19 protein-coding genes and 1 tRNA gene are annotated in these 19,157 nt (G+C 66.2%); 7 read left to right on the top strand and 13 right to left on the bottom strand.

Annotation, left to right across the window (positions count from 1 at the left end; genetic code table 11):
• Nucleotides 1-35: 35 nt before the first annotated feature.
• The gene (locus ACQE2J_RS11590) at nt 36-1,409 is read right to left on the bottom strand and encodes a pyridoxal phosphate-dependent decarboxylase family protein (protein ID WP_135538509.1); all 1,374 of its coding nucleotides are present in this window, start codon (nt 1,407-1,409) and stop codon (nt 36-38) included.
• Nucleotides 1,410-1,570: 161 nt separating this feature from the next.
• Between ACQE2J_RS11590 and ACQE2J_RS11595 the strand changes: the two genes are divergently transcribed.
• From ACQE2J_RS11595 to ACQE2J_RS11610, 4 genes are all read left to right on the top strand, one after another.
• Nucleotides 1,571-2,467, top strand: coding sequence for a TetR family transcriptional regulator (locus ACQE2J_RS11595; RefSeq protein ID WP_135538511.1), 897 nt, complete (start codon nt 1,571-1,573; stop codon nt 2,465-2,467).
• A complete protein-coding gene (locus ACQE2J_RS11600) occupies nt 2,464-3,375 on the top strand; it encodes a 3-keto-5-aminohexanoate cleavage protein (protein ID WP_135538513.1) in 912 nt (303 codons plus the stop codon). The genes ACQE2J_RS11595 and ACQE2J_RS11600 overlap by 4 nt, the downstream gene beginning before the upstream one ends.
• The gene (locus ACQE2J_RS11605) at nt 3,372-4,892 is read left to right on the top strand and encodes a 3-hydroxyacyl-CoA dehydrogenase NAD-binding domain-containing protein (protein WP_135538515.1); all 1,521 of its coding nucleotides are present in this window, start codon (nt 3,372-3,374) and stop codon (nt 4,890-4,892) included. Before ACQE2J_RS11600 ends, ACQE2J_RS11605 begins: the two co-directional genes overlap by 4 nt.
• A 128-nt stretch (nt 4,893-5,020) precedes the next feature.
• Nucleotides 5,021-5,569, top strand: a complete 549-nt coding sequence (locus tag ACQE2J_RS11610; RefSeq protein WP_135538517.1) for a YdeI/OmpD-associated family protein — start codon at nt 5,021-5,023, stop codon at nt 5,567-5,569.
• A gap of 14 nt (nt 5,570-5,583) precedes the next feature.
• Here the strand turns inward: ACQE2J_RS11610 and ACQE2J_RS11615 are convergent, their stop codons facing one another.
• The 4 genes from ACQE2J_RS11615 to ACQE2J_RS11630 form a co-directional block, all read right to left on the bottom strand.
• Nucleotides 5,584-6,873: an MFS transporter gene (locus ACQE2J_RS11615; RefSeq protein ID WP_240689650.1), complete on the bottom strand. Its 1,290-nt coding sequence runs from the start codon at nt 6,871-6,873 to the stop codon at nt 5,584-5,586.
• Nucleotides 6,870-8,222, bottom strand: a complete 1,353-nt coding sequence (locus tag ACQE2J_RS11620; protein ID WP_205683316.1) for a glycoside hydrolase family 1 protein — start codon at nt 8,220-8,222, stop codon at nt 6,870-6,872. The genes ACQE2J_RS11615 and ACQE2J_RS11620 overlap by 4 nt, the downstream gene beginning before the upstream one ends.
• A 92-nt stretch (nt 8,223-8,314) precedes the next feature.
• The gene (locus ACQE2J_RS11625; protein WP_135538518.1) at nt 8,315-8,668 is read right to left on the bottom strand and encodes a DoxX family protein; all 354 of its coding nucleotides are present in this window, start codon (nt 8,666-8,668) and stop codon (nt 8,315-8,317) included.
• A gap of 38 nt (nt 8,669-8,706) precedes the next feature.
• Nucleotides 8,707-8,779, bottom strand: a tRNA-Ala gene (locus tag ACQE2J_RS11630).
• Between the two features lie 151 nt (nt 8,780-8,930).
• Between ACQE2J_RS11630 and ACQE2J_RS11635 the strand changes: the two genes are divergently transcribed.
• Complete coding sequence (locus tag ACQE2J_RS11635; protein ID WP_135538520.1) at nt 8,931-10,142, top strand: NAD(P)/FAD-dependent oxidoreductase; 1,212 nt, start codon at nt 8,931-8,933, stop codon at nt 10,140-10,142.
• A gap of 54 nt (nt 10,143-10,196) precedes the next feature.
• Complete coding sequence (locus ACQE2J_RS11640; protein WP_135538522.1) at nt 10,197-10,919, top strand: alpha-ketoglutarate-dependent dioxygenase AlkB family protein; 723 nt, start codon at nt 10,197-10,199, stop codon at nt 10,917-10,919.
• A gap of 12 nt (nt 10,920-10,931) precedes the next feature.
• Here ACQE2J_RS11640 and ACQE2J_RS11645 read toward each other — a convergent pair whose 3' ends face one another.
• The 6 genes from ACQE2J_RS11645 to ACQE2J_RS11670 are packed head-to-tail and all read right to left on the bottom strand — an operon-like array spanning nt 10,932 to nt 16,815.
• Nucleotides 10,932-11,315, bottom strand: a complete 384-nt coding sequence (locus tag ACQE2J_RS11645; protein ID WP_135538524.1) for a cation:proton antiporter — start codon at nt 11,313-11,315, stop codon at nt 10,932-10,934.
• Nucleotides 11,315-11,575: a monovalent cation/H+ antiporter complex subunit F gene (locus ACQE2J_RS11650; RefSeq protein WP_135538526.1), complete on the bottom strand. Its 261-nt coding sequence runs from the start codon at nt 11,573-11,575 to the stop codon at nt 11,315-11,317. The genes ACQE2J_RS11645 and ACQE2J_RS11650 overlap by 1 nt, the downstream gene beginning before the upstream one ends.
• Entirely contained in the window at nt 11,572-11,943 is a 372-nt protein-coding gene (locus tag ACQE2J_RS11655; protein WP_346763078.1) for a Na+/H+ antiporter subunit E, read from the bottom strand. The genes ACQE2J_RS11650 and ACQE2J_RS11655 overlap by 4 nt, the downstream gene beginning before the upstream one ends.
• Complete coding sequence (locus ACQE2J_RS11660) at nt 11,940-13,457, bottom strand: monovalent cation/H+ antiporter subunit D family protein (RefSeq protein ID WP_135538528.1); 1,518 nt, start codon at nt 13,455-13,457, stop codon at nt 11,940-11,942. Before ACQE2J_RS11660 ends, ACQE2J_RS11655 begins: the two co-directional genes overlap by 4 nt.
• Complete coding sequence (locus tag ACQE2J_RS11665; RefSeq protein WP_135538531.1) at nt 13,454-13,786, bottom strand: sodium:proton antiporter; 333 nt, start codon at nt 13,784-13,786, stop codon at nt 13,454-13,456. The genes ACQE2J_RS11660 and ACQE2J_RS11665 overlap by 4 nt, the downstream gene beginning before the upstream one ends.
• Entirely contained in the window at nt 13,783-16,815 is a 3,033-nt protein-coding gene (locus tag ACQE2J_RS11670; protein WP_135538533.1) for a DUF4040 family protein, read from the bottom strand. The genes ACQE2J_RS11665 and ACQE2J_RS11670 overlap by 4 nt, the downstream gene beginning before the upstream one ends.
• 122 nt (nt 16,816-16,937) lie before the next feature.
• Here ACQE2J_RS11670 and ACQE2J_RS11675 point away from each other — a divergent pair, with 122 nt between their 5' ends.
• Nucleotides 16,938-18,119 (top strand): glycosyltransferase family 4 protein, encoded by a 1,182-nt coding sequence (locus tag ACQE2J_RS11675; RefSeq protein ID WP_205683317.1) that lies wholly within the window; start codon nt 16,938-16,940, stop codon nt 18,117-18,119.
• 47 nt (nt 18,120-18,166) lie between these two features.
• Here the strand turns inward: ACQE2J_RS11675 and ACQE2J_RS11680 are convergent, their stop codons facing one another.
• Both ACQE2J_RS11680 and rsfS read right to left on the bottom strand, forming a co-directional pair.
• Entirely contained in the window at nt 18,167-18,763 is a 597-nt protein-coding gene (locus ACQE2J_RS11680; RefSeq protein WP_135538536.1) for a histidine phosphatase family protein, read from the bottom strand.
• A complete protein-coding gene (gene rsfS / locus ACQE2J_RS11685) occupies nt 18,760-19,137 on the bottom strand; it encodes a ribosome silencing factor (protein ID WP_240689652.1) in 378 nt (125 codons plus the stop codon). Before rsfS ends, ACQE2J_RS11680 begins: the two co-directional genes overlap by 4 nt.
• Nucleotides 19,138-19,157 lie beyond the last annotated feature (20 nt).

Genomic DNA, 19,157 nt, shown 5'->3' on the forward strand with positions numbered 1-19,157 from the left:
CTGCGCCGGAGGGGACGAGAACCGCCCGCCTCGGTTCACTCCATGGTGTCGAGGATGTCGACAAGGTCCTCGAATGTGGTGAGCGGGTTGACGATCGCGAACCGGGCGTTCGGACGCCCCGCATGGGAGCTGGGCACGACGAACGCCCGCTGGTCCTCGAGCAGTCGATCCGACCACGCATCGTAGTCCCCACGCTGCCACCCATCGCGTTCGAAGACGACGACGGAGAGTTCGGGTTCGCGCACCAGACGCAGGTTCTCCCGCCGTCGGATCTCCGTGGCGATCTGCCGCGCCAAATCGATCGAGTGCCCGATCGCCTCTCTGTAGGCCTCGACCCCGTAGCTGGCCACGGAGTACCACAGCGGCAGTCCGCGAGGTCGTCTGGTCAGTTGGATGGCGAAATCCGACGGGCTCCACTCCTGGGCGTCGGTGAGCGTGTCGAGGTACTCCGCCTTCTGCGTGTGCGCTCGCCTGCCGGAGTTCGGGTCCCGGTAGATCAGCGCGCAGGCATCGAAGGGAGCGAAGAGCCATTTGTGGGGATCGACGATGAGGGAATCGGCCTCCTCGACGCCGGCGAACTTGTGCCGTGCCTGCGGTGAGAGCATCGCGGCCAGTCCGTAGGCGCCGTCGATGTGCAGCCAGAAGTCGAACTCCTCCTTGAGCGCCGCGATGCCGGCGATGTCATCGATGGTGCCGAAATTCGTCGTCCCCGAGGTGGCCACCACCGCGATCACGGCATCACCGTGCTCCTGCAGCGCCTCCTTCACTCCTGCCGGCCGGAGGATCCCGTCCTCACCTGTGGGCACGGGGGCGACATCGACGTCCATGACCTCGGCCGCCGAGGCGATCGACGAGTGGGCTTCGGCACTGCACACGATGACCCAGCGTCCGGGGCGCTTGTCACCCAGCTTCTCCTTCTGCGCATTGCGTGCGGCCACGAGGGCCGAGAGGTTGCCGATGGTCCCTCCCTGGACGAACACTCCCCCGGCGGTCTCGGGCAGACCGAACTCCCCGGCCAGCCAGCGCAGCACTTCGTTCTCCGCATGGACGACACCGGCGCCTTCGAGCCATGATCCGCCGTAGAGGGCGCTGGCGGAGACGACGAGGTCGAACGCAACGGCCGCTTTCGTCGGGGCGCTGGGGATGAAGGACAGGTACTTCGGATGGTCGGTCGAGATGCAGGCGGGAGCGAAGATGTGCTCGAAGATCGCCAGCGCCCGCGCCGACCCGAGCCCCTCCTCGGTGACGGTGGGACCGGCCAGACGTCGCAGCTCGGCTTCCGAGGTCGGGTGGTCGAGCGGAGTGTCCTCGGCCAAGGTGCGACGGCGGGAGTATTCCAGGACGAGATTCACGAGGTTGCGGGTTTCGTCGGAGACGACGTGCATGCGGGAATGAAGACTGTCGGTCATGGGTGGCTCCTCGTCGGGCTCGATGATGGTGGGGGTCTCCCACCGTCTATGAGACTAACGTCATGCGCGGGATTTTGGGTGGAACCACGGGCTGATCGCAAGTTTTGATTTTCAGTCATTTTTACTTGCGATCACTGTCGGATCTGAGGTAGGTTCGCCCCATGAGTGGTGATCAGCCTCCCGAAGTGACAGCGGCTCGGGCGAGGGAAGCCATCGGCTGGAGCGGCCTGTCTCAACGACGCGTCGCCGAGGCGATCGGCATCGACGAGACGAAACTGTCCAAAGCCCTGGCGGGGCGCCGCCGATTCACCGCCGAGGAGCTCCTCGGCCTGGCCACCGCCACGGGCGTGACCGTGCGGTGGATCCTCGGCGACGAATCCCAGGTCTCGGCCCTGCCGCCGAACTCGTCGACCGACGCAGCCGCCGCACCCGAAGAAGCGACCCCGAGGCGCACGATCGCTGAGGCGGCGTGGACTCTGTTCGGCCGTCATGGCTTCGATGCCGTGCGCATCGCCGACATCGCCGAGGCGACCGGGGTCTCGACTCCGAGCATCCACTACTACTTCGCGAACAAGGCAGAGCTCTTCGACGCCGCTCTCGACTATTCGGTCAAGCTCGCCTTCGACCGGCAGATCGCCTGGCTCGCCGACATCGACGACCCCTCTCTGCGGCTCGAACGGCTCCTTGCGCTGCAATCGCCGCTGGGCCGCACCGAACGCGGAGAGTGGTCGATCTGGCTGCAGACCTGGGCGCGCCTGGCCCTCGAAGACGCAGCGCTGGAGGACTATCCCCTCAGCTACGAACGCTGGTCGCGAACCGTGCAGACCACGCTCGAAGACGGTCAGCGCACCGGGTGCTTCCGACCCGGCGATGCCCGTGCCATGGCCGATGAGCTCACTTCGCTGCTCGACGGGCTCGGCATCAAAGTCCTCACCGGGGTGATGGATGCCGAGACCTTCACCCTGCGCCTGCGGTCCTACCTCGACCGTTCCATCATGCACACCAACGACACCACCGATCACGACAGAAGCACCGATTCGAAGAAGGAGTCATCATGAATCGCAAGGTCATCCTCACCTGTGCCGTCACCGGAGCCGGAGACACCACGGGCAAGAGCGAACACGTTCCCGTCACCCCCGAAGAGATCGCGAACGACGCGATCGCCGCCGCCCGAGCCGGCGCCTCGATCGTCCACATCCACGTCCGCGACCTCGAGACGAAGCAGAGTTCCCGTGAGGTCGCGTACTACCGTGAGGTCGTCCGCCGCATCCGCGCCTCCGACGTCGACCCGGTCATCAACCTCACTGCGGGGATGGGCGGCGACCTCGTCGTCGACCCGCAGGACCCGCTGACCACGATGCCGGGCACGGACCTCATCAACGCCCTCGACCGTCTCCCCCACGTCGAGGAGCTGCTGCCCGAGATCTGCACGATCGACTGCGGGACTCTCAACTTCGGCGAGGGTTCGAACATCTACGTCTCGACTCCGGACATGCTCCGTGAGGGGTCGAAGCGGATCCAGACCCTCGGCGTGCGTCCCGAGCTTGAGATCTTCGACACCGGCAACCTGTGGTTCTCCAATGTGCTCGTCGAAGAGGGCCTCATCGACGCCCCGCCGCTCTACCAGCTGTGCATGGGCATCCCCTACGGCGCCCCCGCGGACCCCGGTCTGCTCGCTGCGATGGTGAATATGCTGCCCAAGGGCGCACAGTTCACGTCCTTCGCCATCGGCGCGAACCAGCTGCCGTGGGTCGCCCAGTCCGTGCTCGCCGGCGGTCACGCCCGCGTCGGGCTCGAAGACAACCTCTACCTGTCCAAGGGCGTCAAAGCCACGAACGCCGACCTCACCTCCCGCGCCGTCGAGATCATCAGCAGCCTCGGCGCGGCCGTGGCCACACCGGACGAAGCCCGCGAGATCCTCAACCTGCGCGTCCAGACCCCGACCATCACCGGAGGCGATCTGTGAACGATTCCATCGCACCTGCCTTCCCCGACTTCGCGTCGATCGACACCGTCACCTGCGTCGGAGCCGGAACCATCGGCGGCGGTTGGGCCGCCTACTTCCTTGCCCAGGGATTCCGGGTGAAGATCTGGGACCCCGCCCCCGACGCCGCAGAGAAGTTCACCCGCCTCCTCGACGCCGCCTGGCCGGCTCTGACCGAACTCGATATGGCCCCCGACGCCGACCGTGATGCCTGGTCGGTTCACACCGACCTCGCCGAGGCGGTCGCGGGCACCGGATTCGTCCAGGAGTCTGCGCCGGAGGACCTGTCCCTCAAACGGGGTCTGCTGTCCCGGATCGATGCCGTGTGTGCCCCGGAGATCGTCATCGGATCGTCGACCTCGGGATACAGCATGACCGAAATGGCCACCGAGGCGGTCCACCCCGAACGTCTCGTCGTCGGGCATCCGTTCAATCCGCCCTATCTCATCCCACTCGTCGAGGTCGTCGGCGGCGAGCAGAGTTCGCCGGCGACCGTCGACTGGGCCGGCGACTTCTACACTCGCATCGGCAAGTCCGTGATCCGGATGGACCGTGAGGTGCCGGGCTTCATCGCCAACCGCCTCCAGGAGGCCCAGTGGCGGGAGGCACTGCACATGGTCGAGCAGGGAGAGGCCACGGTCGAGCAGATCGACCGCTCGATCACCGACGGGCCGGGGCTGCGCTGGCCTTTCCAGGGGCCGATGCTCACCTTCCATCTGGCCGGAGGTGAGGGTGGAATGGCGCATATGCTCGATCACTTCGGGCCCTCGCTGAAGTCGCCGTGGACGCGGCTGACCGCTCCGGAGCTCAGCCAGGCTCTGCGCGACGATGTCGTGGCCGGCTGCGAAGTCGAGGCCGGCCCGCGCACCATCGCCGATCTCGTCGCACACCGCGATGCCGGGATCATCGCTCTGCGCCGGCTCACCGCCCAACTGTCGACGGCCGGAACCGAGACCGTCGGCACTGACCCCACCTCAGGGACCGGGTCGGCCACCGCAGCGGATACGGCAGAGGCGAACGGTTCGGCAACCGAATCGAGCGCTCGAAGCGCCGAGCCCTCCCCCTGCCTCGCGCGCTACACCACGGAAGTGGCACCGGAGTGGATCGACTACAACGGGCATATGTCTGAGGCGTTCTATGTCCTCGTCTTCGGCTTCGCCACCGATCAGGTGATGGATGAGCTCGGGCTCGACGCGGGCTACCGAAACACGGCGAACGCCTCGCTGTACACCGTCGAATCCCATATCCGATACCTCGACGAGGTGGCTCTCGGCGCCCAGCTGACCGTGACACCCCAGCTGGTCAGTGCCGGTGAGAAGAAGCTGCACCTGGCGTACGAGATGCACGTGGACCAGCGCCTGGTGGCCACCGAGGAGATCGTCGCCCTTCACGTCGACCAACAGGCAGGAGGTGCTGTGGCCTTCCCGGACACGATCCTCGATCGCATCGACGAGGTGAAGCGGTCCCAACCGGACTGGTCAGGGCGCCACATCGGCTGAGACCCCGTGGACCGCAGACATCAGGTGCACAGTCATCAGGATTCGAGAAGTCGCGGCGTCTCGACGGAGTTATCCTGGTGCTCACACCGGTCCCGCACTCACGGGGCCAGGCCCGCAGAGGAGAGACCATGTCCACCACGACAGCCACCACCGAGATCGCATTCACAGCCGTCGCCGAGCTGCTCAACGAGCGCCCGATCCTGCGTCTGCCCGCCGATGCCAGCGGGCAGCTTCCCTCACGCGGTCAGGTCGCGGTGCAGGGATCGCTCAACGCAGTCGAGTTCTCCACCGTCGTCGAGCCCGATGGCCTGCGCGGTCATTGGATCGGCCTCGACGAGGAACTGTGGAACCGGCTCGGCCTCTCCCCCGGTGACGAGGTCGCCGCGACACTGACTCCGCAGAGCCGGTGGCCCGAGGTCGTCGTCCCCGCTGATATGCAATCGGCGCTCGCCGATGCTCCTGCGCTGGCCGAGGTCTGGCAGGAACTCACCCCGATGGCCCATTGGGAGTGGGTGCGCTGGGTGAAGTCCACGAAGAACGCAGCCACTCGGGCCCGCCGCGTCGAAGTCACTCTCTCGAAGCTCGAGTCGGGCCTGCGTCGACCCTGCTGCTTCGACAGGTCATCGTGCACGGACCCCGAGGTGTCGAAGAGCGGAAAGCTGCTCGGGCAGTCCTGAACCGGTCTCCGACCTCATTCGGGTGCGGGGTCGCGGAGCACCGACTGCTTCGGGCGGACGGTGAGCGTGAGCAGGGCGCCGACGACTGAGACGACAGCTGCTGAGGCGAACAGCAGCCAGAAGCCCCCGACGAGGGCCACGAGTCCTGCCCCCAGCAGGGGTCCGACCAGCTGTCCGAGGTTCGCTGCGCTGTTGACGAGGCTGAGATCGCGGGCGTGGTCCTCGGGATCGAGCAGCAGATCGGTGGCGAATGCGAGGCTCACGGCCATGTACGCGCCGTAGCCGGTCCCCATGAAGGCGGCCGCGACCGCGGTCACCGGGTAGCTCGGACTGATGAGGATGATGACGCCCGATGAAGCCTGGATCAGGGCGGTCGTCACCGTCCACAGCCGTCGGTTCCCGCTGCGGTCGGAGATCATCCCGACGATGATCGAGGCGATGACGACGAAGACCGTGTAGATGACGATGAGCACCAGCAGCTTGTCCTCGGCCGTCGCCGACGGCACCCCGATGCCGTAGAGCAGGAAGAACAGCAGCAGCGATGTGCCGCAGGCATTGCCCACATTGACGATGAAGCGGCTGACGAGCAGTCTCGTGAAGTTCGGGTCGAGGAGCGAGGACACCCGCGCCCGCGTCAGCGATGTCCGCTCATGCAGCGCCTGCACTGCCGGGTGCAGCGGCGGCGGATCGGGCAGCAGCAGTGCCGTGCCCACCCCGATCACGGCGATGAGGCCGGCGAGCACGACATAGGCTGTGCCGAGACCGAGGCCGAGCAGGACGACAGCGCCGACGCCGACGACTATGCCGATGGCCTGGGCCGAGCTGGCCGCCGCCGAGGCTGCACCCCGTTGAGCGTCGAGCTGATCGGCGATGAGTGCCGTCAGCGCCGCAGACGCAGTCGAAATGCCCACAGAGGTGATCACCCAGGCGCCGCCGACGTTGACCGGGCCCTCGGCGACGCCGGTGAGGACGAGGCCGAGAGCGGCACACAGCGAACCGCCGATCGCCCACGGTCGCCGGCGACCGAGACGAGAACGCGTGCGGTCGGAGAACCGACCGGCGATCGGGGCGATGACGATTCCGGCCAGCCCGCCGGCGGAGAGGACGAGTCCGGACCAGACGACGCCGTCGATCCAGTGACCACTCTGAGTATCGAGCTGCATCGGCAGGAGCAGTTGGACCGGGGTGAGCTGCACAGTCCAGATCGCCAGCCACGCCAGCGTGAACCATGCCATCCACCCGGGTCCGACCCGTTTCGCGGTCCCATCACCGGAGGCGGGACTCGACTCGATCCCGAAGCTCATGATCGAGCGGCAGCGATGAGTTCGCGATACCAGTCGTAGGAGGCTTTCGGACTGCGTCGGGCGGTGTGCATGTCGACATGGACGAGGCCGAAGCGCTGGGTCCACCCGTCGGCCCATTCGAAATTGTCGAGCAGCGACCAGACGGTGTATTGGTCGATCCGGACTCCCGCGGCTCGTGCCTCGGCGACGGCGCCGAGGTGGTCACGCAGATAGGCGATGCGCTCTCGATCCTCGATCTGCCCGGCAGCGGAGTCCGGTTCTGGGAAGGAGGCACCGTTCTCGGCGATGACGATCGGCGGCAGCGCCTGACCGTACCGGTTGCGCAGATCGATGAGGAAGTCGCGCATGGTGTCGGGCCGGATCGGCCACTGCGGGCCGAACCCCGTGGTCGGGGCCCCGGGCGTGGGCACCATGTCGAAGGGCAGCGGACCTGCGGAGGCGGCGCGGACGGTGATCGGATTGTAATAGTTGAATCCGTAGATCTCGTTGTGCGCCGAGATCACATCCATATCCCCGTCCCGGATGGGCATGTCGACGCCGAAGGCGCCGAGATCGGGATACGCGCCCAGCAGCAGCGGTTCGGCGAAGAGCCGGTTCATGATGACATCGAGGATCCCGGCTGCCTCGAGGTCGGCATCGGCGTCAGTCTCCGGGAGGATGAGGCTGTGGTTGATGGTCGGCGCGGCCTGCACTGCACCGCGTTCGCGCAGGATCGCTGCGGCGAGTCCGTGGGCGAGCAGCTGATGGTGGACCGTCGGCAAGGCGTCGAAGAGCATCGTATGCCCGGGAGCGAGTTCGCCGAGGGCATAGCCCTGCAGAGAGGTCGAGGCGGGTTCGTTGATCGTGTACCAATGTCGGACCCGATCATCGAGACGATCGGCGACGGCGGTGACATACTCGCCGAACCGGTCGGCCGTATCCCGGTTGAGCCACCCGCCTGCGGCTTCGAGGGGCGAGGGAAGATCCCAATGGTAGAGGGTCGGCTCCGGGGTGATCCCGGCATCGAGCAGTTCGTCGACGAGTTGATCGTAGTAGTCGAGTCCGGGTCGGTTGACCGCGGTGTGGGGCCCGCCGTCGGGGATGATGCGAGGCCAGGAGATCGAGAATCTGTATCGGTCGACGCCGAGTCCGGCCAGCAGTCCGACGTCCTCTGAACTGCGGTGATAGCTGTCGGGTCCCGGTTCTGCGCTGCTGCCGTCGATCACCGCGCCGGGTTTATCGACGAAGTCATCCCAGATCGATCGTCCGCGACCGTCTTCGCATCTGGCGCCTTCGATCTGGAAGGCGGCAGTGGCCGCCGAGAACCGCAGACCGTGCACAGCCGCACCAGCGACATCCATGTCTTCCATAACCAGAATATGTCACGGACGCATCACTGCCGCAATGCCTTCACCAGGGTGAGCACCGGTCAGCGCCGCCGATATGCGCTGAGACGGAGTGCTCAGGAGCCGGCTGCAATGCCCTTCGACATCCAGACCAACGGGATCTGCAGCGGCAGGCGCGCGAGTGCGATCGCGCGGGCTTTCGGCTCGTCCCGATGTTTGACCACGGTGTAGATGTTGGCGGGGAACACACCGATCATGAGCGCTGCGGACGCGGCACCGCCGAGGCGCCGCGTAGACGGAACGGCCAGGAGTCCGGCACATCCGAGTTCGGCGACACCGCTGGCATAGGTCCAGAATCGCGGATTGCCCAGCCGGGGCGGAACGATGGCGTCGAAAGGCTTCGGCCGGGCGAAATGGATGATTCCCGCCGTGCCGAGGAGCCCTGCCATGATCGCTGTCTGGATCTTCACTGATGGGCCACCTCTGCGGCTGGTGTCGGGACGACGAGTGGAGCTAAGGGGATTCGAACCCCTGACCTCTTCATTGCGAACGAAGCGCTCTACCAACTGAGCTATAGCCCCTTGCGCTCTTCAGCTTACGCCTCCTGCCCGCCGCAGATCAAAACGACGACTGTCTTGTTCGAACACCGCCTCACCTGGGCACGGATCCCTGGAGACTGCTCGGTGAGACGAGTACAGTCGTGAGCAGGTCCCCTCTATGAAAGGACGTGTTATGGCAGAGGAATTCGGAACCGTCGTCATCGGCGCAGGCATCGGCGGAGGAACCGTCGTCGAGTCGCTGCGAGACTCCGGATACGCAGGGTCCGTCGCTCTGGTAGGAGCCGATCCCGCCGCTCCCTACTACCGTCCTGACCTGTCGAAGAAAGTCATGCTCGAAAACTCGGACCCAGCCGAGTCCGCACTGCGCGGCGACGACTGGTACGCAGCACATGATGTGTCGACATTCTTCGGCTCCCCCGTCGCCGCACTCGACCCCACCGGACAGACGGTGACTCTGGACTCCGGTGAAGAACTGAAGTACGGGCAGGCGATCCTCGCCACTGGATCGACACCGCGCACACTCGACGTTCCGGGGACCCAGCTCGGCAATATCCACACACTCCGCGACGCCGGCGATGCCGTGGCCATCCGCTCCCAGTTCGGCGAGGGCAAGAGAGTCGCCGTCATCGGCGGAGGGTGGATCGGCCTCGAGGTCGCGGCCGCGGCGAAGACCCGGGGCTGCGACGTCACCGTCATCCTCCACACCGACGCTCCCCCGCTGTCTTCGGTTCTCGGCCATGAGATCGGTGAGCACTTCGAACAGCTGCACCGGAAGAACGGGGTGAAGTTCATCAAGGAGGCGGAGACGACCGCCTTCACCGGTTCCGATTCCGTCGAAGTCGTCGAGACGAGCGCGGGCAGCGTCCCTGCCGACCTCGTTGTCGTCGGCATCGGTGCGGATCCGGCCACCGGTCCGGCCGCCTCGGCGGGGTTGACGGTCGACGACGGGGTGATCGTCGACGAACACATGCGCACCTCCGACGGCAGCATCCTGGCCATCGGCGACATCGCGAATGCGCACAATGTTCTCCGCGAAGAGCGACTGCGGATCGAGCACTGGGACAACGCGGTGCGGCAGGCCGAGGTCGCGGCCTCGACGATCACCGGCGGATCCAAGGCCTATGATTGGCAGCCGTATTTCTACACCGACCAGTTCGACCTCGGCATGGAATACGTGGGTCGGGGCGGCGCCGATGACGAAGTCGTCATCCGCGGTGACCGGGCCGGCGGAGAATTCATCGTGTTCTGGCTCCGCGACGGCCGCGTCTCGGCGGCGATGAATGTCAACATCTGGGACTTCGGTGATGAGCTGCGGGCTCTCATCGGCAAGGAGGTCTCAGCCGAACGCCTGGCCGATGAGCAGGTGCCGGTCGGCGAGCTGTGAACCGTCCCTGCCGGAGGAACACGCCCTGGAGCTGCCTCTGGCATCCTGGTAGGCATGGAATCGCTCTTCGCCGATGAGGCCTTCGACCGCCGGCCCGAGATCGTCGCCCCCGGAGCGGTCTGGCTGCCGGGTTTCCTCGGTCCCGAGGCGCAGTCATGGATCATCGCCCGCTACGCCGAGTGGCAGGCCGGTCCGGTCCCGCCGCATGCCACGGTGATCGCCGGTCACCCGATGAGTGTGCAGACGATCGGACTGGGCTGGCACTGGCGGCCGGGACGCTACGATCGCCGGGCCGACGATGTCAACAGAGAATTCGTGCTGCCGTTTCCCGACTGGATGAAGCGGCTGGGCCGTCAGGTGCTGCAGGCGGCGACGGAGGTCGTCGACGACAGCGCGGGATTCGGGCCGGATGCGGCCGGGGTCTGGGGGTTCGTTCCCGAGGATTACCACCCGGATGTGGCGCTTGTGAACTACTACGATGCGCACGCGAAGATGGGCATGCACCAGGACAAGGACGAAATCGATCCCGCCCCGGTCGTTTCTCTGTCCCTCGGCGACACCTGCCTGTTCAGGTTCGGCAACTCGGAGACCCGCAACCGCCCGTTCACAGACCTGCGCTTAGCGTCCGGCGATGCGTTCGTCTTCGGCGGGCCGGCCCGCTTCGCCTTCCATGGGGTGCAGTCGATCCGTGCGGCAACCGCGCCGGACCACGGACGGTTGGACCACCTCGGCGGGGGCAGAATCAACATCACCATGCGCACGACCGGTCGAGACTGACGACGACCGGCTTCACCCCTCTTCGGAGTCGACGTCGATCACGCCTTCCGGTGGGAAGGCCAACCGGTTCGGAGAGGTCTTGCGGAACACGGGCTGCCCCGACAGCACGGTCGACCGGGCAAGCGTATTGCTCGCCACCGAGGACACGATGATCAGGCACAGCACGGCAACGACGGCCATGAGCAGGGATGACCAGGAGAAGCCTGCGGAATGCAGGTCGAAGACGTAGGCGGCGGCGACGATGAGCGGCATACCCAGCCCTGTAGCCGGTGAGAACACGTTGATCCGGGACAGAGCGTCACGGACGCGGAACATCGCCAGGGCGGAGCCGAGCAGCAGCAGCGACCCGGTGATGCCGAAGATCCCGACGAGGGAGGTGGCCAGAGTTTCGTTCATCAGCGGTGCCCCCTCGTGAGGATGCGCGACAGGGCGATGGTCGCGAGGATGCCGACCATGGAAGCCAGAAAGACCACGTCGAGGACGACCGAGGACGACACGGCGATGCCGAGCATCGTGACGATCGCGATGGCGGAGAAGTAGATGAGGTCGGAGACCACTGCCCGTGAACCCTGATCGCGGGCGGTGAGCACCCGGATCAGGCCGATGATGATGGCGGCGGCCAAGATGACGGCGCAGATGCCGACGACGACGATCACGACAGGTCTCCTTCCGGCTCGGCCCGCGGCGCCCGGCCCCGGGTCATGGCGAGCAGACGTGATTCCATATCGACCAGACCGGCCAGGGCATCCTCTTCGGAATCCTCGAACAGAGCGTGGACGAAGATCGCGGGAGGTGTCGTACTGGTACCGGCCGCGATCGCGGCGACCAGGGTGCCCGGAGTGATCGTGATCGATGAGGCGAAGAGGGTGACTTCGAGGTCGGTGGCGCAGCGCATCGGCAGTTCGACGATCATCGGTTCCGCATAGTCGGCACGGAAGAGCCGGGCGACGATGGTGAGCGAACCCGTGATGATGGCCCAGACGATGAAGCCGAGGTAGAACACTCCGTGGACGAGACGCATCATGGTGTCAGCACCGCCTGGATGTAGTCACTGTGGTCGAGCAGTCCGGTCGCCGCCCGATGCGTGAGGTCGAGCAGAGGCTCCGGATAGGCGAACAGGGCGACGGAGACGCCGATCATCACCGTGGCGGGCGCGAGCAGCCGAGCAGGGATGCGCACGCTGCGCAGGATCGGTTCGGCCGGGGCACGGCCGGTCTCGGCCGAGTCGGGCCGATAGGTCTGCATCGGCGGTCCCCAGAAGGTGTTGCGCCAGGTCCGCTGCAGCGCCAGGAGACTGATCAGAGCACCGATGACGATCGCAGCGACGAGGACCCAGCCGATTCCCCCGCCGAAATCCGTGGCCGCGGTGATGAGCCCGACCTTGCCCCACAGCCCCGATGTCGGCGGAAGACCGACGAGGGAGAACAGGCCGAGGATCATGAGCACGGTGGCCCACCTCTCACGGGACGCCAGCCCGGAGAGCTTCCGGAAGGACCCCGTTCCGTACGTCTGTTCGACCGCCCCCATGATGAGCAGCAGCCCGGACATCGTGATCATGTGATGGATCATGTAGAAGGCACCGGCCCCGAGTGCCGCTGAACTCAGCAGGGTCACGCCGAGAAGGATGTGCCCGACGCCCGCGGTCATCTGGAACCCGAGGACGTTGCGCACGCGCGCCTGCCCGAATCCGGAGAGCGCACCGATGAGGATGCTGACCACGGCGACGACGAGCAGCACGTTCACCCACGGGGCGGGTTCACCGTAGACCGTGGTGTAGATGCGGTAGACGGCGTAGAGTCCGACCTTCGAATGCAGGCCGGAGAAGAGGGACATCATCCCCGCCGAGGTGTTCGGGTAGGTGCGGACCAGCCAACCGTGGAAGGGCGCGCCACCGGCTTTGATGAGCAGCGACAGCAGCACCACTCCGAGGGCGATTCCCGCCTGACCGGTCGGTCTGCCCTGGTCGGCGAGGACCGCGAGGTTGACCGTACCGGTGGCACCGTAGACGAAGCCGACTCCGATGAGCAGCATCGTGGAGGTGAGCAGGTTGACCATGACATAGAGCCGACCGATGCCGAGCCTGCGCCAGGTGCCGGTCACGGCGATGAGGGCGTAGGCCGGCAGCATCATCACTTCGACGAAGACGAAGAAGTTGAACAGGTCCCCCGTCAGCAGGGCCCCATAGACACCGGTGAGCATCATGAGGATGAGCGCGGGAACGAACCGATACTGGTCCTCTCCCGTGGTGATGAGGAACAGACAGCTGATGAACGCGACCAGGGAGGTGAGCGCGAGCATGAGCGCGGTGAAGGTGTCCGAGACGAACACGATCGCCAGGCCGGGCACATAGTCGCCCACCGAATGCGCGAGCACCGGGGTGGACCGGTGGAGGCCGAGCAGCACGATGCCGCTGATGCCCACGAAGGCCGGAACCGCCAGGAGCAGCAGCCGGTCGAAGGTGCGTGAGGTGATGAGCACGCTCAGCGCCGAGGCGAGCAGCGGCACCCCGATGAGGAGGAGAAGCAGGGCGGAGTTCATGAGTCGCGCTCCTCCCCTGTCTCGGGGCTGCGTTTCTGATCGTCGTCATGACCGAGCACGGCCAGGGCGAGCATGAAGATCGTCACCGCCAAGGTGATGACGATGGCGGTGAGGACGAAGGCCTGGGGCAGAGGGTCGGCCGCTTCCGCCAGGCCGCTGCGGCCGGCGAGCGGTTCGCCTCGCCATGCTCCGACTCCGGCCGAGAGCAGAATGAAGTTCGCGGCATGCGAGATGAGGGTGAGCCCGAAGACTCCCCGGACCATCGACCGCTGCATCATGAGGTAGACGCCGCCGGTGGTGAGGACGCCGATCGTCAGTGCCAGAATCATGCTTCCTCCTCTCCGTCGACGGGTGGGTCCCCGTGGAGGATATGCGTCGAGGTGGCGCGCACCTTCTTCTCCTGCGCGGTCTCCACACTGCGGCGGCTGCGGTCGGGCCGCTCCCCGCGGATGGCTTCCATCGGCCCGCTGAGCTCACCGTAGAGCAGCTCGTCGGCGCGTTCGCGGGTGCGTTCGACGTCGCGGCGGATGATGCCGTTGGTGAGCACATCATCGCCGGCCGGCGTCGCAGCGGAGTCCGAGACGCCGAGGAGGTTGAACGACAGCAGCATGAGTCCGAGCACCGCGAGGTAGACGCCGAGGTCGAAGAGCATCGACGTCGTCCAATGCTGTCCGGCGAATTCGGTGTGCATGGGCTTGAGGAACGATCCGGCGAAGAGCAGACCGATGATGCCGGTGACCACGGCGACGCCGACGCCGGAACCGATGAGGTAGAGGGGTGCGCGCGGCGGACCGATCGGCCGGTCCTTCGGTGTGGACAGGTAGGCCAAGCCGATGACAGCCGCACCGATGAGCGCGGCGATGAACCCGCCGCCGGGCGAATTGTGTCCGCGCCAGAACACGACCAGCGACGTCACCGCCAGCAGAGGGCCGAGGACCTTGATCGTCAGCTGCAGCGGGATGACGTTCGGCCAGGCCTCGTGCACGGCGCGATAGGCGGTGGTGCCCTTCGGGCGGATCGACACCCAGGGCGGCCGCGGCGGCTCGGGAATGTTCTCGGCCGGCGGATCGATGAACTTGTCCTTGACTGTAGACATCACGGCGACGATGGCGATGCCGGCCATGCCGAGCACCGTCAGCTCTCCCAGGGTATCGAGGGCACGGAATTCGACGAGGATAGTGTTGACGATGTTCTTCCCGCCGCTGATGTCGGGGGCATGGTCGAGGTAGTACCGGCCCAGATCGGAGCGTTCCCGGCGCCCGTTGAGGACGAGGGTGAGAGCAGTCATCGCCGCGCCGACGATGATCGCCAGGATCAGACGCGGGGACTGCTTGCGCTTCGGGTAGCGCCAGAACGAGCGAGGCAGCTTCTGCAGCACGAGCATGATGACGATGATCGTCATCGCTTCGACGAGGAGCTGGGTCAGCGTGACGTCGGGAGCACCGAGGGCGAGGATCTGCACGGTGGCGAGGATCCCGATGGCCGAGAGCGCGACGACGGTCGTCAGACGGGAATGGGAGGTGCACAGGACGAGCACCGCGATGGTGATGAGGATCAGCAGGATGATGTCCACCGGTCGGCTCAGTCCCTGCTCGAGCGGCGGCAGACTCGGATACACGAGGGGGATCGCGCAGATGGCCAGCAGGCTCAGTCCGCCCAGGGAGATCGCCAGGTAGGGTCCGGAGTTCATCGGGCGGACGAACACACCGAGACCGTGACCGACACGGCGCAGGCCCGCGTTGAGGCCGTCGATGACGTTCGCTCCGTCGAAGGGCGGTGTGGCCCGGTGGAAGAACGCGAACACGCGGGAGCGGCGGAGGATGATGACGACGCCGATGGCGATGATGAGGCCCGAGGCGAGGAGTTCGGCGGTGAAACCGTGCCACAGAGCCAGATGCACCGATCCCGCGGATTCGGGCATCGCCGCCCGCACCACTTGGTCGAGCGGGTTGTCGAAGACGAAGAGGACGAAGCTCAGCGGAATCGAAGCGAGGATCGGCACTGCGGCGGCCGTGAGCATGACCGCCGACCCCCGGTGGATCTGCCGCGGTTCGGGTTCGCTACCGTCGATGAAGCTGCCCCACACTGTCTTCGCACAGTAGGCGAAGGTGAGCACTGAGGCGCCCGCTGCGATGAGCAGAGCCAACCAGCCGGCCCATGGACCGCCCGGCGCCTCGCCGAGGGCGGTGAACAGGGATTCCTTGGAGACGAAGCCGAGCAGCGGCGGAATCCCGGCCATCGAGCCGCAGCCGATGATGAGCACGACGAACGCGGCCGGAGCGCTGCGTCTGAGCTTCGGGATCCGCGCGAGGTCGCGGGTGCCTGCGAGGTGGTCGACGACGCCGACCATCATGAACAGACCGGATTTGAACAGGGCGTGGGCGATGACGTGCAGGGTGGCTGCGGCGATCGCGGCTTCGGTGCCGACGCCGATGACGGCGGTGATGAGGCCGAGCTGCGAGACCGTCGAATAGGCCATGAGCTTCTTCACGTCGTGCTGGTTGAGGGCGAACCACCCGCCCAGGCAGGCGGTGAAGAGACCAGCGGTGATGAGCAGGATGTTCCAGGCCGGGGTGGCGTGGAAGGTCGGCGAGAACCGCAGCATGAGGAAGATTCCGGCCTTGACCACCGCTGCGGCGTGCAGATATGCCGAGACCGGCGTGGCTGCGGCCATGGCATCGGGCAGCCAGGAATGGAAGGGGAACTGTGCGGACTTCGTCATAGCGGCGATGCCGATGAGCACGGCGACAGCGGTCGTCACCTCAGGCTGGCCCGCCCACACCGGGGAACCGATCGCCTCGCTCAGATGCGTCGTGCCGGTCACCGCGATGATGACTCCGGTGGCCACCAGCAGACTGAGTCCGCCGATGAAGGTGAAGAACATCGTCCGCAGCGCCGGTGCCTGTCCGGGGGAGCTGGAGCGAGCGATGAGGAAGAACGAGGCCAGTGACGTCAGTTCCCAGCAGACGAAGAGCACGAGCACATCATTGCTGAGCACGAGCGCGACCATGGAGAAGGTGAAGATCACCATCAGCCAGTAGAAGCTCGTATTCCGTCCGTGCGGGAGGTACTTCGTCGAATAGGCGAAGACGACCGCCCCGATGATGAGCGCGATGTAGGTGAAGACGACGCCGAGCCCGTCGGCTCGCAGGGCGAGGTCCACGCCGAACCGGGGAATCCACGGGTAGGCCGCTTCCGGGGTGTTCCCGGCCATCACCTCGGCGGCGGTGGGTGTGAACAGTGCGGCGACGCCCAGATAGGCGACCGCCAGCGGCCAGCCGCTCGCCCGGCCGGCGAACCGAGTGATGCCCGGGGTGATGACGACGAGCGCGGCGAGTGCGATGAGAGTGAGGATCATGACCGGCCCTCAGCGGCCGCAGACGCAGGTGATGGTTCCTTCACTCACTGATCCTTCATCGCGATGTGCGAATACTGATTATCGTAGACTTACGAAGAATCAGACTATCGACTCGGAGTTCCATGAGCAAAAGCACAATGACCCCTCGGCCCGAGTCGCGGCTGTCGGTGTTCTTCGACGCGCGCTTCACCCGCACAACGCATCATGACGGAATCTCCCGCTACGGCGCGTGCCTCCTCGCGGCTCTCCTCGAAGCCGTCGAGGACACGGATATCGACGTCACCGCCATCATCAGCGATCGGGCGCAGCTGGCCCTGCTGCCGGAATGTCGATGGGTCGAACTCAACGACCCCACCTCCCCCGCCGAGGTCGCCGTCGCCGGCAGGCTCAACGCCCTCGGAGCCGATGTCGTGTTCTCCACAATGCAGACGATGGGCTCCTTCGGACGTCGCTACGGCCTCATCCTCACCATCCACGACCTCATCTACTATTCGCATCCGCAGCCGCCGGGCGATCTCCCGCTGCCGATCCGTCTGCTGTGGCGGGCCTACCACCTCAGCTACGCTCCGCAGCGGCTTCTGCTCAACCGGGCCGATGCCGTCGCGGCCGTGTCCGAGACGACGAAGGACCTCATCGCCGCCCACCGCCTGACCACCAAACCGGTGGCTGTGGTTTCGAACGCAGCGGAGGTGTCCGCGGCGGGCACGCGGACCGTGAACCGCAGCGATGCGAAGACGCTCATCTATATGGGCGCCTTCCTGCCGTACAAGAACGTCGAAGCACTCATCCGCTCACTCGAACACCTGCCGGGATGGACCCTGCACATCGCCAGCAGAATCGAGGGACGCCGAGAGGCGCAGCTGCGGTCACTCATCCCCGACCGGGCGAAGGTCGTGTTCCATCGCGGGATCAGCGAAGAGGACTATGCTCGACTCCTCGACGAGGCGACAGCACTCGTCACGGCTTCCCGAGAGGAGGGCTTCGGTCTGCCTGTCATCGAGGCGATGGCGCAGGGGGTCCCGGTCGCGGTCTCGGACATACCGATCTTCAATGAGATCGCCGGAGCGGCGGCGTTGTACTTCGACCAGGAGGATCCGCGCTCGATTGCGGAGGCGATCACCCGGCTCACCAACGCGGGTACTTGGGAGAAGAAGTCACAGGCGGGCCTGGTCCAGTCGCAGAAATTCGATTGGGCCGACTCGGCTGCGGCTCTCGTCGAGCTCATCCGTTCGGTCGCTGCCGAACCGGCAACGGGTGCGACGAGGCGCATCGGCGGTGCCGACGAGCGGGAATCGAGGAGCTGAGGCCCGGGGGTGCCAGTCGGTCCGTCGGTCGGAGGCAGGGAGCGGACTCAGCGGATGTTCGTGCCCCAGCTGCGCAGCACCCACCCGCGTTCGGACCAGCCGAACTCTCCGTGCCCGCAGTTGCCGAGCACGCCTATGCGACCGGTGCCGGTCATGTCGAGGAGGATCTCCGCGGCCCCGCGGAGCACGGCACCGTGGGCGACGATGGCGATCGTCTCGGCGGTCGCCGATCCGACGATGTCGGTGATGGCTGCGGCGACACGGTTGCCCGATCGCGACCGGGATTCTCCTCCCGGGGGTGCGACATCGGCACCGGAGACCCAGTCGGCGAGTTCGGACGGCCAGGTCAGTCCCACCTCGGCGCGGGTCGATCCTTCCCACTCGCCGAAGGCGGCTTCGCGCAGGCGAGCGTCACGGGCCGCTGTGAGGCCGACGAACGAGGCGAGGATGTCAGCGGTCTCCGCGGCCCGGGAGAGGTCTGAGGAAACGATGTGCTCCGGGGCGAACTCGGCGAGCCTGCGGGCGGCCTCAGCGGCCTGAGCGCGACCGGTGTCGTTCAGCGGCACATCGGATTGCCCCTGGAATCGCCCCTCGACATTGAAATCGGTCTGACCATGGCGCCAGAACAGGACGGTCTTCGTCATTCGTCTGCGTCGGGCTCGGGCAGGTTCAGGTCGATGACCGGCACGTCCTTCCACAGTCGCTCCAGCGCATAGTACTCGCGCTGTTCGGCGGAGAAGACGTGGACGACGATCTCTCCGAAGTCGAGCAGGACCCAGTCGCCCCCGCGTCCCTCACGCCGCAGCGGTGTGCGGTCGTGTTCGCGTTGGACGGCCTCTTCGACGGAGTCGATGATCGCATCGATCTGGCGTTCGTTGTCGGCGGAGATGATGAGGAAGGCATCGGTGATGTAGAGCGTGGAACTCACATCGAGGCCGATGATGTCGGTGCCGAGCTTCTCGTCCGCGGCTTTCGCGGCGGTCTGAAGCAGCTGAGTGGAATCGGCGATCTCGCTCACAAGATCCTTTCGCATGGATG

Source organism: Brevibacterium sp. LE-L, from assembly GCF_050214925.1.
Classification (GTDB): domain Bacteria; phylum Actinomycetota; class Actinomycetes; order Actinomycetales; family Brevibacteriaceae; genus Brevibacterium.